We start from the raw sequence: 13,143 nt of genomic DNA on the forward strand, positions 1-13,143 counted from the left end.
GGTATAGTTATAAAGAGAAGGGTTCAGACTCTTTTTGTTTTTGAAGAAAATTGTTTTGATTTTACAGGGGTATGATGCTATAATATCTTAGCATTGAGATGGGCGGCCTTTCGGCCGCCGGGAACATGACATAATGATGGGTCCGGGCGCAATTCGTCCGGCCGTTTTACTGCCGGGTCCTCCCGGACTGGAGAATAGAAGGTGCGGTCTTGACAAAGTATGTGATTCACGGCGGGAAACCGCTTTTTGGTGAGATTTCCATCAGCGGCGCGAAGAACGCGGCCGTTGCCATTATCCCGGCCACCCTGCTGGTGGACGGCGTCTGCCGGATCGAGAATATCCCGCAGATCAGCGACGTTACGCTGATCCTGAATATCCTTCAGGATCTGGGCGCCGATGTGCGCACCGTCAACCGGACGACGGTGGACATTGATTGCAGCCATATCCACAATTCCAAGGTCCCGGAGGAGCTGGCCCGCAAGATCCGGGCCTCCTACTACCTGATCGGGGCCCTCCTCAGCCGCTTCGGCAGCGCGGAGGTTCCCCCGCCGGGCGGATGTGATCTGGGCGGCCGTCCCATCGACCAGCATATCAAGGGCTTTGTGGCCATGGGGGCCGATGTGGACGTAAAGGGCGGCTATATCCACGCCAAGGCCAAGGGCGGCCGGCTGACCGGTACCACTGTCTATATGGATATCGTCTCGGTGGGCGCCACCATGAACATCATGCTGGCGGCTACCCTGGCCGAGGGCCTGACGGTCATTGAAAATGCCGCCAAGGAGCCCCACATCGTGGACCTGGCCAACTTCCTCAACTCCATGGGCGCCGACATCATGGGCGCCGGTACTGATGTTATCAAGATCCGCGGCGTGGAGCGTCTGGGCGGCGGGATGTACTCCATCATCCCCGACCAGATCGAGGCGGGCACCTATATGGCGGCCGTGGCGGCCGCGGGCGGTGAGGTTCTCATTAAGAACGTCATCCCCAAGCATCTGGAGTGCATCACCGCCAAGCTGGTGGAGATGGGCGTGGACGTGGAGGAGCGGGACGACGCGGTGCTGGTCCGCCGCACCGGCAAGCTGACCCGTACCAACGTCAAGACCCTGCCCTATCCGGGCTTCCCCACCGACATGCAGCCCCAGATCGCCGCAGTGCTCTGCCTGGCCCAGGGAACCAGCGTGGTCACCGAGGGCGTGTGGGACAACCGTTACCGCTATGTGGACGAGTTCCGCCGCATGGGCGCACAGATCCAGGTGGACGGCAAGATCGCGGTCATCGAGGGTGTGGAGAAGCTCACCGGAGCCCGGCTGCGCGCCTGTGACCTGCGGGCGGGTGCCGCCATGATCATCACCGCTCTGGCGGCCCAGGGCACCTCTGAGATCAGCAACATCCACCACATTGAGCGGGGCTATGAGGACATTGTCCGCAAGCTCTCCGGGGTGGGCGCGGATATCCGCGTGGTGATCACTCCCGATGAGGAGCAGAGCGAGGCCACTGCGGGCTGACCGGCCTTTTTCCAACGAGAATGCTGACGCACTGAGGGGCGGCGGATTTCCGCCGCCCCTTTTTTCGGATTTTGGACCATAGAAAGTAGGAGCGATTTTTTTGCTGACACTGACGACACTGGCCAGCGGCTCCAGCGGCAACTGCACGCTGGTCTCGGATGGCACAACCCATATCCTTGTGGACGCAGGGATCTCGGCCCGGCGGATCACAACGGCGCTCAAAGGGCTGGGGATCGATCCCGGGAGTCTGTCCGGCGTGCTGGTCACCCATGAGCACTCCGACCACATCTGCGGCCTGACCACGCTGGCCAAACAGCTCTCCTTCCCTGTCTATGCCAGCCACGGCACGGCGGGGGCGCTGTGCTGCCGCATCCCCACATTGGAGGCCCGGATGCACGCCTTCACCCCGGGGGTATCCTTTGAGGTGGGCGGCGTGGCCGTGGAGACCTTTGCCACCCCCCACGACACGGCTCAGAGCAATGGCTATGCCCTCTCGGCGGGCGGGCGGAAGGCGGCGGTGGTCACCGACCTGGGCTGTCCCACCGAGGAGGTGCGCCGGGGGATCAAGGGCAGCCACCTGCTGGTGGCTGAGACCAACCACGAGGTGGAGTGGGTACAGTCGGGCCCCTATCCCTATTTTCTGAAAGCACGGGTGCTGGGTGAGCGGGGCCACCTGTCCAACCAGGCGGGCGCCGAGCTCATCTGTTCCGCCGTGCGGGAGGGAGCAAATACCATACTGCTGGCCCACCTCTCCAAGGAGAACAACACCCCTGCCCGGGCCTATGAGACGGTCTCGGCCGCGCTGGAGCGGCAGGGGGCGGCCGTGGGCCGGGATGTGCGGCTGGAAGTGGCCCCCCGGGCCGAAGTGGGACAGACCTATGTGGTCTGAGTACATACTGTGCCAAGAGGAGAAGAGAACATGCTGAGTGTGCACCTCATCTGTGTGGGGAAATTGAAGGAAAAATTCTACCTGGAGGCCTGCGCTGAGTATGTCAAGCGCCTGTCCGGGTACTGTAAGCTCCAGGTGGTAGAATTACCCGAGGAGCGCCTGCCCCAGAACCCCTCCCAGGGACAGATCGACGCCGCGCTGGAAAAGGAGGCCGACGCCATTCGCGCCAAGCTCCCCCCCAGCGCCAGCCTGGTTGCCCTGTGCGTGGAGGGAAAGCTCCGCTCCAGCGAGGAGGTGGCCCGGCTCCTGGCCGACTGGAGCCAGAACAGCGCCAAGCATCTGGTCTTTCTCATCGGCGGCTCCTACGGTCTGCATCCCTCCATCAAGGCCCAGGCGTGGGTCAAGCTCTCCATGTCGCCCATGACCTTCCCCCATCACCTGGCCCGGGTCATGCTGCTGGAGCAGATCTACCGCGGCTTCAAGATCAATGAGGGGTCCAGCTATCATAAATAAGGACCTTTCTGGAGAAAGTCCTAAAATTCGGCTGGAATTTGCGGCCTTTTTGCGCTATAATAACCATGTCAGAGCCCGTCTATACTTGTGAATCAATGGATTGGAGGTCCTTCCCATGTCCTATCGTGAACGATATGAGCAGTGGCTGAACAGCCCCGCCCTCTCCCAGGAGGAGAAGGCTGAGCTCCAGAGCATTGCCAACGATGAAAAAGAGATCGAGTCCCGCTTCTTTGCCCCTCTGGAGTTCGGCACCGCCGGCCTGCGGGGCACCATGTGCGTGGGCCTGCATCAGATGAATATCCACGTGATCCGCCATGCCACCCAGGCCTTTGCCGAGGTCATCCTGGCCGAGGGGAGCGAGGCCGTGGAGCGTGGCGTAGCGGTGTGCTTTGACTGCCGCAACCACTCCCAGGAGTTTGCCCGGGAGACTGCCTGCGTCATGGCGGGCAACGGCATCAAGGTGCGCCTGTTCGAGTCCCTGCGCCCCACCCCGGAGCTGTCCTTCGCGGTGCGGGAGTACGGCTGCATTGCCGGCGTGAACGTCACGGCCAGCCACAACCCCAAGGAGTACAACGGCTATAAGGTCTACTGGGCCGACGGCGCCCAGCTGCCCCCCCACCACGCCGCGGCCATTGCGAAAAAGATGGAGGAGCTGGATCTCTTCACCTCCATCCGGCGCATGGACTACGATGAGGCGGTGGCCAAGGGCATGATCACCCTGATGGGAGAGGAGACCGACGAGAAATTCCTCGCCAATGTCATGGGCCAGATGAACGACAAGGCCGCCGTGGAGAAGGTGGCGGACACCTTCAAGATGGTCTACACCCCCTTCCATGGGACAGGCTACAAGCTCATTCCCGAGACGCTGCGCCGTCTGGGCATGAAGCATGTGCTCTGCGTACCGGAGCAGATGGTGGTGGACGGAAACTTCCCCACCGTGGTCTCCCCCAACCCGGAGAATCCCGAGGGATTCTACCTGGCGGTGGAGCTGGCCAAGAAGGAAGGCGCCGACTTCATCCTGGGCTCCGACCCCGACGCCGACCGGGTGGGCATCATGGTCCGCAACGACCAGGGCGAGTATATCGTCATCTCCGGCAACCAGACCGGCGTGCTGCTGCTGGATTACCTCATCGGGGCCCGGAAGCGCGCGGGTACGCTGCCCGCCAATGCGGTGGCCCTCAAGACCATCGTCACTACCGAGATGGCACGCAAGGTGGCCGAGACCAACGGCGTGAAGTGCTTTGATACCTTCACCGGTTTCAAGTTCATGGCCGAGAAGAAGAACAAGCTGGAGGCCTCCGGCGAGGGGAAGGTCATCTTCTCCTACGAGGAGAGCTACGGCTATATGCTGGGCGACTATGTCCGGGACAAGGACGCCGTCACCGCCGCCCTGCTCCTCACCGAGATGGCGGCCTGGTATGCCGGACAGGGCATGACCCTGTACGACGCCCTTCAGAAATGCTTTGAGAAGTACGGCTATTACGGGGAGAAGACCCTCAACCTGGTCATGCCCGGCCTGGACGGCCTGAAGAAGATGGCTGACCTGATGGCCGGCCTGCGGGAGCATCCCCCGGTGGAGATCGCCGGTGTGGCCGTGGAGCAGCAGAAGGACTACAAGGACGGCAGCGTGGTCCGGGTCTCCGACGGTGCCAAGAGCACCATGGAGCTCTCCGGTTCCAACGTGCTGCGCTATGAGATGGCCGACGGCACCAGCATCATCGTCCGTCCCTCCGGCACCGAGCCCAAGGTCAAGGTCTATATCCTGGCCAACGGCGCGGACAAGGCCGTGTGTGACGAGAAGGTGGCCAAGTATGCCGCCTGGGCCGAGAGCCTGAAGGGCTAAGAGTCACAGAAACAAAGGGACCCGGGGCAGAAGTATCGCTTCTGCCCCGGGTCCTTCCCTGTGTGTTCAGCCCATGCTGATGCCCATGCGGCGGGCCACCTCCAGCATGCCGTGGCTCTCCGGGACCAGGCGGCTCTTGCCGGCCACATCCTTGAGCTTATTTTCACCCACATGGTTGTTCTTCATGGCGATGGTAATGCCGTAGTTTTCGTCCTCCACCATTTTGGCGGCGTAGGAGCCGAACTGAGTGGCCAGCACTCGGTCATAGGGGGAGGGACTGCCGCCCCGCTGCATGTGTCCGGGGACGCAGACCCGGGTCTCAAACCCGGTCAGCTCCTCGATCTGCTTGGCAATGCGGTTGGTAGCGGTGGTATAGCCCGCCTCTGCCCGCTTGGCCGCGCGCTCCTTTTTCTTCATGCGGGCCTCGCAGGCATCCATAGCGCCCTCGGCCACGGCCAGAATGGAAAAGGTCTTTCCCTGGGCGGCCCGGCGCTCAATGGCGGCGCAGACATTTTCGATGGTATAGGGCAGCTCGGGAATGAGGATGATATCCGCGCCGCCGGCGATGCCGGCATAGAGGGTGAGCCAGCCGGCCTTGTTGCCCATCAGCTCCACCACCATGCAGCGGCTGTGGCTGCCGGCGGTGGTGTGCACCCGGTCGATGGCCTCAGTGGCGATGTCCACCGCGGAGTGGAACCCGAAGGTGACGTCGGTGCCGTAGATGTCATTGTCGATGGTCTTGGGGAGGCCGATGATGTTGAGCCCCTCCTCCGCCAGGAGGTTGGCGGTCTTGTGGGTGCCGTTTCCGCCCAGGCAGAGCAGACAGTCCAGCTTCATCTCCTGATAGTGCTGCTTCATGGCGGCGACCTTGTCCACCTGGTCCTCCCCCACCACCCGCATGAGCTTGAAGGGGGTGCGCCGGGTGCCCAGGATGGTGCCGCCCACGGTGAGGATGCCTGAGAACTCCCGGGGCTCCATGACCCGCCAGTCTCCATGGATCAGGCCGTGATAGCCGTTTGCAATGCCGATGATCTCCACCTGATCTCCCATGCGCTGGTAGAGCGCTTTGGCAACACCCCGCAGTGTGGCGTTGAGACCCGGACAGTCCCCGCCGGAGGTGAGGATACCCACTCGTTTTTTCATTGGCTGTATGCCTCCTTTTCTGTATCGCTCCATCCGCTTTTCTTCAGCATAGGAGTCTGGTCGTTTCCTGTCAAGCCCCGAAGGGGGATTATGGCGGGAAATGCACGGAAATCCCCGGCTTTAGTTGCATAAAATCGCCTTATATGTTACAATTAAAAAATTGCAGGAATGCAAATGAGCCGAGGGAGAAACCTTCCCTGTGATTTGAGGTCGCGCCGGGAAAACGGCGTTCCGGACGTGTGTGCCGATGGATGGGGACCTTGAATCGGGCACAGCGAAAGGAAGGAACGTATTATGATGGAAATCAACGGCGAACAGGTGGAAGGCCTGTCCAACTATGCCGACCTCGGGCTCTCCGAGGCCGTAATGAAGGCCATTGAGAAGAAGGGCTATGTGCAGGCCACACAGGTGCAGTCGGGTGCCATCCCCTACTTCATGCAGTGGAGAGACGTGATCGCCAAGGCCCCCACGGGAACGGGCAAGACCTTTGCCTTCGGTATTCCCATGGTGGAGCATATCGACCCGGAATCCACCGATGTGCAGGGACTGATCCTGGCCCCCACCCGGGAGCTGGCCATTCAGATCCAGGATGAGCTGCGGGATCTGTGTGCCTTCAAGGAGGGCGTGCGGGTGGCCTGCCTCTACGGCGGACAGCCCATTGAAAAGCAGATCACCCAGCTCAAGAAGCGGCCCCAGATCGTGGTGGCCACTCCGGGCCGCCTCATGGACCATATGAAGCGGCGCACCGTGCGGCTGGACAAGGTGGAGACCGTGGTGCTGGATGAGGCCGACCGGATGCTGGACATGGGCTTTGTGCGGGATGTGACCCGCATCCTGGATCAGATCAAGCACCGGAAGAATATGGGCATGTTCTCGGCCACCATCTCCCGGGAGGTCATGGATATCTCCTGGGTCTACCAGCGCGACCCGGTGGAGATCACCGTCCGCCCGGTGGAGGACTCCAAGCCCGACATCCAGCAGTACCGGATCGATCTGGACAACCGGGAGCAGAAGCTGGATACCATCGCCGCTCTCATTACCCACGGCGGGTATGAGCGGGCCATCGCCTTCTGCAATACCAAGAACATGACCGATCGCCTGGCGGGGCTTCTGAAGATGCGTGGGATCTCCTGCGAGGCCATCCACGGGGACATTCAGCAGCGGGTGCGGGAGCGTACCCTGGACAAGTTCAAGAAGGGCGAGCTGCGGGTACTGGTGGCCACCGATGTGGCGGCCCGGGGACTGGACATCGACGATGTGGATGCGGTCTTTAACTATGATGTGCCCGATGAGATGGAGAATTATACACACCGCATCGGCCGGACCGGCCGCGCCAAGCGCCACGGAGTGGCCTATACCTTTGTGGCCAACATCACCGAGGGGATCCGGATGGACAGTATTGTCAGCAATACCAAGGCCGAGATCCAGCGCCTGCGCTATGACCAGGACGGATGCCTGATGCTGGTGGAGGAAAAGGCGTAAGCCGTCTTTTAAGGAAGCAGAGCTGCCCGCGGCGATGCCGCGGGCACAGCCATTTTGCTTAGGATTCCGAATTACGGAAAAAGATTTGCTTTTTCAGAGATTTTACCGCTTTGTGTCAACTTCTATGAAGAAATTCTTTACACCGTTCGGCGTTCTGTGGTAAAATACCAAATAGCTAGAACTCCAAGTTTACTTTTCAATATATTCCACGAAGCGGAGGTCTTTTTATGCAACTGCATCAGGTTAAGGAGGTCCTCAATGCCATTGTTCTCTGTGGAGAGGACCGGTTAGATCAGGAGGTCGTTTCTGCCTGCGGAAGCGACTTTCTCAGCGATGTGCTGGCCTTTGTCCATAACCAAAATCTGCTGCTGACCGGTCTGGTCAACCCGCAGGTGGTGCGTACGGCAGAGATGACGGACATCAAGTGCATCGTTTTTGTCCGGGGCAAGCGCCCGGATGAGGACATTATTCAGATGGCGCAGGATCGTGGCATTGTGGTCATGACCTGCGGCGAGCGTATGTACAGCGCCTGCGGGCTGCTTTACAGCAATGGATTAAGGGGGAATTAGATCCGATGGAACCTGTTAAATTGGTATACCCTGTGGAGGGAGGCGACTTCATCGAGGCTGGTGAGGCTTCCAGCAAGATGAAGATGACGTTGAAGAAGCTGGGCCTTCCGTCCGATGTCATCCGCAAGGCAGCGATCTGCATGTATGAGGGTGAGATCAACATGGTCATCCACGCCAACGGCGGGCGCGCCGAGGTGGAGGTTACGCTGGACCAGATCGTCCTGAAAATGATCGACGAAGGTCCGGGCATCCCCGACGTGGCAAAGGCCATGGAGGAGGGGTATTCCACCGCCGGCCCCGAGGTGCGCAGTCTGGGCTTTGGCGCCGGTATGGGCCTGCCCAATATGAAGCGCTACTCTGACGAGATGAACATTGAGACCGAGGTGGGCAAAGGGACCGTGGTCACCATGAAGCTCAAGATCGGATGATGCCTGCGTGGAACCTGGAGTTGATACTGCGATGAAGCACTCTGTTGTCCTGGACCGGAACCGCTGCCGGGGCTGCACGACCTGCATCAAGAACTGCCCGACCGAGGCCATCCGGGTCCGGCGGGGAAAGGCTCTGATCTTGTCGGACCGGTGTATCGATTGTGGGCGCTGCATCCAGGTGTGCCCCCACCGCGCCATTAAATCGGTGAGCGATAATTTGGAGCGGCTGCGTGACTACCGTTACTGTGTAGCAATCCCGGAACCTGCCCTCTATGGTCAGTTTCAGCACATGTGGGACATCGACCTGGTGCTGAACGGACTGAAAAAAATCGGTTTTCATAAAGTGTTTGAGGCCGCCAAAGCAGCGGAGCTGCTGGCGGAATACACCTCCCGCCGGGGGACGGAGGAGAAAAGCCCCGTGCCCCTGATCTCGGCCAACTGTCCCACCATCCTGCGGCTGATCCGCATCCGTTTCCCGCGGCTCATTGAGCACATTGACCCCCTCATCCTGCCCATGGAGCTGGCGGCCACCCTGGCCCGCCGGGAGGCGGAGAAGGAAACGGGACTGCCGCCGGAGGAGATCGGGGTCTTTGCCATCGTCCCCTGTCCGGCCAAGGCCACGGCCTGCCACCGGCCGGAGGGACTGGAGTCCCCGGTACTGGATGGCGCTTTTGCGATCCGTGACATCTACATCCCGCTGCTGCGGGCCATGGAGCTGCTGGAAGAGCCGGAGCCCATGCTCTCGGCCGGTGCAACCGGAATCGGCGTGGCCATCTGCAGCGGGGAATGTCATGCGCGGGGGTCCAATAAGTATCTGGCGGTGGATGGAATTGAGAATTCCATCCAGATGCTGGAGGAGATTGAAGACGGCCGCCAGCCCGAGGTGGAGTTCATCGAGCTTTCGGCCTGTACCCAGGGGTGTGTGGGCGGATGCCTAAATGTGGAGAACCCATATGCCGCCCGTATGCGCATCCGCCGGATGATGAAGCAGCAGCCGGTGGACCGGTGCGTCCAGCCCCTGAGTCAGGAGGAGGAGAAGGATCTGCAATTCAGCCGGATCCTTCAGTATAGTCCTGCCTTCCGTCTGGATGAAGACCGGGCGGAGGCCATGGCCAAGCACCTGCGGATCGAGGCGCTGGAGTCCCGCCTGCCGGGACTGCACTGCGGCTCCTGCGGCGCACCCAACTGCCATGCCTTTGCGGAGGATGTGGTGCTGGGGCGGGCCTCTCTGGACGACTGCATTTTCCGGGTACGGGAGCGTATGCGGGATGTGGCCGGACCGGGCGGGACGGATGTCTATCTCCCTCCCCCCTTCCGGCAGAAAAAGGCGGAAACAGAATAAAGGCAAAAAAGGCGCTTACCCAACTGGGTAAGCGCCTTTTTGATTAACCGATACCGCCCATGGCAATACCGCAGATCACAACTACGGCGGAAACCAGGACGTAGAAATAGCCGATGACCGGGAAGGAACGGCCCAGCGGCTTCAAACGGCCGCGGTTGAGCTCCTCCCGCAGGGGCTCGATCCCCAGCAGGAAATAGATGAACACCGCGCACAGTACTGCGCCAAAGGGGGAGATATAGATGGTGACCACATCCAGCCAAGAGCCCATCTTGGGCAGGGACTCCAGGAAGACCGATACGCCGAAGACGATGACCGAGATGGTGACCACAGCGGCAGTACGGGAGAAGTGCAGCCGGTTGGACAGGGCCTCGCTGCACGCCTCCATCATGTTCACCAGAGAGGTGATTCCGGCAAAAAAGACCGAGATGAAGAAGATGATGGCAAAGAGCTGTCCGGCGGGCATCTTCTGAAAGACCTGGGGCAGGGTGACGAACATGAGGGAGGGGCCGCTGGTGGGGTCGATGCCGAAGGCAAAGACCGCGGGAAGGATGGCAAAGCCGGCCAGCAGCGCGGCAATGGTATCCAGGATAGCGGTGTAGCCCGAGTGCTTGATGATGTCCTCATCCTTGCGCATATAGCTGCCGTAGATCAGCATTCCGGCTCCGTTGATGGACAGGGAGAAAAAGGCCTGTCCCATGGCGTAGATCCAGGTCTTGGGATTGGCCAGATAGCTCCAGTCCGGCTTGAGGAGGTAGGCATATCCGCCCGCCGAGCCGGGCAGGAAGAAGACCCGGATCGCGATGATGACAAAGAGGACGAAGAAGGTGGGCATCATGAATTTGCTGATCTTCTCAATGCCGCCCTCGACGCCCAGGATCAGGATGAGCGCGGTGAGAGCCACGGCGATGATGTGCCAGGGAACCGAGCCGAAGTCCACGGCCAGGGTGTCGAAATAGGCCTGGGCGTCTCCCTGCAGGACCGAGCCGGTGATAGCCCCGGCGCAGTAGCGCAGGACCCAGCCCACGACCACCGAGTAGCCGATGGCGATGCCCAGCACACCGGCCAGCGGCATGATACCGATGATGGAGCCGCCCCGCAGTCCCCGGCGCTTGAGGATATAGTCGAAGGAGCCGGAGGTACCGGTGCCGGTCAGACGGCCCAGAGCAAACTCGGCGGACAGGCCCGCATAGCTGAACAGGGCCACGAACAGGAAATAGGGGATGAGAAAGGCGCCGCCGCCATATTGGCCCACGCGGTAGGGGAAGAGCCAGATGTTCCCCATGCCCACGGCGGAGCCTACCGCCGCCAGCACGAAGCCGACGGAGCTGGTAAACTGGCCGGATTTTGTCTGTTTACTCATGAGTGAAAGCCTCCTGGGAAGTGTTTGGGGTCCAAAGCTCGGTCAGGGCGTGGACGGTCTTGCCCTGACTGCCTGTGACGGTGCGGGCGGTAAAGAGCACGTTGAGCACCGCCTCTTCCGCACATTCGGCCACAGCCTGGAAGGGAAGGTCCATGGAGTCCTCCCGGAAGGCAGAGACCGTGCGGATTTTTTCCTCCGCGCGGGGGTCGTAGGCGTTGGCGGTGGAGAAGGCCAAAAAGACCTCCCCGCTGCCGTGGCCGATGTAGGAGCCCAGCCGGGCCAACCCCACGCTGACCCGCTTGGCGACCCGCTCCAGCTGGCGGGCATCCAGGGGAAGGTCGGTGGCCACGATGGCGATGCAGGAACCCTGATCCTCGGTCTGGCCCACGCGCAGGCGCTCCTCCAGCTGGGGGCCGATCTGCTCCCCCGCGATGGTCAGATCCCGCAGGTTGCCGTGGTTGGCCAGGACTAGAACGCCCAGAGTATAGGTCTTTCCATCCACCTCCAGGCAGCGGGAGGCGGTGCCGATCCCGCCCTTGAGATCGTGGCAGACCATGCCCTTGCCTGCGCCCACGTCGCCCTCGGCAAAGTCGGCCCCGGCGGCCTCCATGGCCGCAAAGACCTCCTTCTCCCCCACGGCCCGGTGCAGGATGTCATTGAGGGTGGAATCGTTGCACTCGCACACCACCGGATTGAGCGAGCGCATGGACACCCCCTCGCGGTCACAGCGGCGGACCATGTACTCCACCAGCGCATCGTGGACCAGGCCCACGTTGAGGGTATTGGTCAGGGCAATGGGAGATTCCAGGGTGCCCAGCTCCTGGATCTGCATAAGTCCCGCGCTCTTTCCAAAGCCGTTGAGGACAAAGGCGGCGGCGGGCAACTTGTGGACAAAGGGATTTTCCGGACAGGGAAAGAGGACGGTCACCCCCGTCTTATGGGCGGGCGTATCCACCGTACAGTGCCCCACCGTGACGCCGGGCACATCGGTGATGCGGTTGTGGGGGCCCTTGGGAAGCGAGCCCACACACAGGCCGTAGTCGGCCGCACGGAGCTGATGCAAGGTCGGTTCCTCCTTTGGTAAAGCAAATGGGGTGTTGCCTCCCCTATTATCCCGGAAAGGATGCGGAAAGTCAATCGAAGATTTTAGCAGCGCAAAACATAAATACATAGGTGTGCTACTGTGTAAAAGTGCTGTGGAAAGAGGGATTGGGCTTTCCATTGCTTTTTCTCCCACAGATAGGGTAAAATGGGGACGTATCCGATGGAGAAATTTAAAGGCTTCTTAAAAGACTTCCGTTCCGTCTCTTAAAAAAGGGGCGGTATACTACAATCAGGAGAAAGGAACTGCGCCATGTATAACATTCTCATCTGCGATGACGACCGCGACATCGTCTCGGCCCTGGATATCTATCTGACCAGCGAGGGATATGCCACCGTAAAGGCCTATGATGGACTGGAGGCTCTGGAAATGGTGAAGGAGCATGACATCCATCTGATTCTCATGGACGTTATGATGCCCAATCTGGACGGCATCCGGGCCACCGCCAAGCTGCGGGAGAGCACGAATATCCCCATCATCCTCCTCACCGCCAAGAGTGAGGATACGGATAAGATCCTGGGCCTCAACATCGGCGCCGACGACTATATCACCAAGCCCTTCAATCCGGTGGAGGTCATCGCCCGGGTCAAGAGCCAGCTGCGGCGGTACACGACCTTGGGGGGACGCAGCAAGGTGGCGGAGGACAACAGCGCCGTTTTTTCCAACGGCGGCATTACGATGGACGATAATGCCAAGTCGGTCACCGTGGATGGGGAACGGGTCTCCCTCACCCCCATCGAGTACAACATCCTTCTTCTGCTGATGAAGCACCCCGGGCGGGTCTTTTCCACCGGGCAGATCTATGAACAGGTGTGGAACGACCCCTCGCTGGGCTCGGAGAACACGGTGGCGGTACACATCCGGCACCTGCGCGAGAAGGTAGAGATCGACCCGGCCAACCCACGGTACATCAAAGTGGTGTGGGGACTGGGCTATAAAATGGAAAAAATCTAAACGTGAACGGGAG

At 60.7% G+C, this 13,143-nt stretch carries 12 protein-coding genes; 9 read left to right on the top strand and 3 right to left on the bottom strand.

From position 1 onward, the window contains the following. Nucleotides 1-209: 209 nt before the first annotated feature. The 4 genes from murA to I2C21_RS06665 all read left to right on the top strand — a co-directional run bounded on the left by murA (nucleotide 210) and on the right by I2C21_RS06665 (nucleotide 4,750). Entirely contained in the window at nucleotides 210-1,505 is a 1,296-nt protein-coding gene (gene murA / locus I2C21_RS06650) for a UDP-N-acetylglucosamine 1-carboxyvinyltransferase (RefSeq protein ID WP_193535894.1), read from the top strand. Between the two features lie 100 nt (nucleotides 1,506-1,605). Next, nucleotides 1,606-2,394, top strand: coding sequence for an MBL fold metallo-hydrolase (locus tag I2C21_RS06655; protein ID WP_186963113.1), 789 nt, complete (start codon nucleotides 1,606-1,608; stop codon nucleotides 2,392-2,394). Between the two features lie 30 nt (nucleotides 2,395-2,424). Further along, the gene (gene rlmH, locus I2C21_RS06660) at nucleotides 2,425-2,907 is read left to right on the top strand and encodes a 23S rRNA (pseudouridine(1915)-N(3))-methyltransferase RlmH (protein WP_101692341.1); all 483 of its coding nucleotides are present in this window, start codon (nucleotides 2,425-2,427) and stop codon (nucleotides 2,905-2,907) included. A 115-nt stretch (nucleotides 2,908-3,022) separates the two neighbouring features. Beyond that, on the top strand, nucleotides 3,023-4,750 hold the full coding sequence (locus I2C21_RS06665) for a phospho-sugar mutase (protein ID WP_101692340.1): 1,728 nt from the start codon (nucleotides 3,023-3,025) through the stop codon (nucleotides 4,748-4,750). A 66-nt stretch (nucleotides 4,751-4,816) separates the two neighbouring features. Here the strand turns inward: I2C21_RS06665 and I2C21_RS06670 are convergent, their stop codons facing one another. Continuing rightward, a complete protein-coding gene (locus tag I2C21_RS06670; protein ID WP_101692339.1) occupies nucleotides 4,817-5,893 on the bottom strand; it encodes a 6-phosphofructokinase in 1,077 nt (358 codons plus the stop codon). 297 nt (nucleotides 5,894-6,190) lie between these two features. Here I2C21_RS06670 and I2C21_RS06675 point away from each other — a divergent pair, with 297 nt between their 5' ends. The 4 genes from I2C21_RS06675 (at nucleotide 6,191) to I2C21_RS06690 (ending at nucleotide 9,714) form a co-directional block, all read left to right on the top strand. Beyond that, nucleotides 6,191-7,375 (top strand): DEAD/DEAH box helicase, encoded by a 1,185-nt coding sequence (locus tag I2C21_RS06675; RefSeq protein ID WP_101692665.1) that lies wholly within the window; start codon nucleotides 6,191-6,193, stop codon nucleotides 7,373-7,375. Between the two features lie 227 nt (nucleotides 7,376-7,602). Continuing rightward, nucleotides 7,603-7,944, top strand: coding sequence for a DRTGG domain-containing protein (locus I2C21_RS06680; protein WP_195278841.1), 342 nt, complete (start codon nucleotides 7,603-7,605; stop codon nucleotides 7,942-7,944). A 5-nt stretch (nucleotides 7,945-7,949) separates the two neighbouring features. Next, nucleotides 7,950-8,372 carry an ATP-binding protein gene (locus I2C21_RS06685; RefSeq protein ID WP_101692337.1) on the top strand — a complete coding sequence of 141 codons (423 nt, stop codon included), beginning with the start codon at nucleotides 7,950-7,952 and terminating at the stop codon, nucleotides 8,370-8,372. Between the two features lie 31 nt (nucleotides 8,373-8,403). Continuing rightward, on the top strand, nucleotides 8,404-9,714 hold the full coding sequence (locus tag I2C21_RS06690) for a [Fe-Fe] hydrogenase large subunit C-terminal domain-containing protein (protein ID WP_195278842.1): 1,311 nt from the start codon (nucleotides 8,404-8,406) through the stop codon (nucleotides 9,712-9,714). A gap of 43 nt (nucleotides 9,715-9,757) precedes the next feature. Here the strand turns inward: I2C21_RS06690 and I2C21_RS06695 are convergent, their stop codons facing one another. Together I2C21_RS06695 and I2C21_RS06700 are read right to left on the bottom strand one after the other, a co-directional pair. Continuing rightward, entirely contained in the window at nucleotides 9,758-11,074 is a 1,317-nt protein-coding gene (locus I2C21_RS06695; protein WP_186963111.1) for a sodium-dependent transporter, read from the bottom strand. After that, on the bottom strand, nucleotides 11,067-12,137 hold the full coding sequence (locus tag I2C21_RS06700; RefSeq protein ID WP_286167223.1) for a DmpA family aminopeptidase: 1,071 nt from the start codon (nucleotides 12,135-12,137) through the stop codon (nucleotides 11,067-11,069). The genes I2C21_RS06695 and I2C21_RS06700 overlap by 8 nt, the downstream gene beginning before the upstream one ends. A 291-nt stretch (nucleotides 12,138-12,428) precedes the next feature. Here I2C21_RS06700 and I2C21_RS06705 point away from each other — a divergent pair, with 291 nt between their 5' ends. Continuing rightward, on the top strand, nucleotides 12,429-13,130 hold the full coding sequence (locus tag I2C21_RS06705; RefSeq protein WP_101692333.1) for a response regulator transcription factor: 702 nt from the start codon (nucleotides 12,429-12,431) through the stop codon (nucleotides 13,128-13,130). Nucleotides 13,131-13,143 lie beyond the last annotated feature (13 nt).

It is taken from the genome of Clostridium sp. J1101437_171009_A5 (assembly GCF_015547905.1).
GTDB classification, from domain to species: domain Bacteria; phylum Bacillota; class Clostridia; order Oscillospirales; family Oscillospiraceae; genus Pseudoflavonifractor_A; species Pseudoflavonifractor_A gallinarum.

What these genes read in the sequence shown, in the direction of transcription:
- rlmH (WP_101692341.1), top strand. Translation starts at nt 2,425, where the DNA reads ATGCTGAGTGTGCACCTCATCTGTGTGGGGAAATTGAAGGAAAAATTC.
- I2C21_RS06665 (WP_101692340.1), top strand. Translation starts at nt 3,023, where the DNA reads ATGTCCTATCGTGAACGATATGAGCAGTGGCTGAACAGCCCCGCCCTC.
- I2C21_RS06670 (WP_101692339.1), bottom strand. Translation starts at nt 5,893, where the DNA reads ATGAAAAAACGAGTGGGTATCCTCACCTCCGGCGGGGACTGTCCGGGT.
- I2C21_RS06675 (WP_101692665.1), top strand. Translation starts at nt 6,191, where the DNA reads ATGGAAATCAACGGCGAACAGGTGGAAGGCCTGTCCAACTATGCCGAC.
- I2C21_RS06680 (WP_195278841.1), top strand. Translation starts at nt 7,603, where the DNA reads ATGCAACTGCATCAGGTTAAGGAGGTCCTCAATGCCATTGTTCTCTGT.
- I2C21_RS06685 (WP_101692337.1), top strand. Translation starts at nt 7,950, where the DNA reads ATGGAACCTGTTAAATTGGTATACCCTGTGGAGGGAGGCGACTTCATC.
- I2C21_RS06690 (WP_195278842.1), top strand. Translation starts at nt 8,404, where the DNA reads ATGAAGCACTCTGTTGTCCTGGACCGGAACCGCTGCCGGGGCTGCACG.
- I2C21_RS06695 (WP_186963111.1), bottom strand. Translation starts at nt 11,074, where the DNA reads ATGAGTAAACAGACAAAATCCGGCCAGTTTACCAGCTCCGTCGGCTTC.
- I2C21_RS06705 (WP_101692333.1), top strand. Translation starts at nt 12,429, where the DNA reads ATGTATAACATTCTCATCTGCGATGACGACCGCGACATCGTCTCGGCC.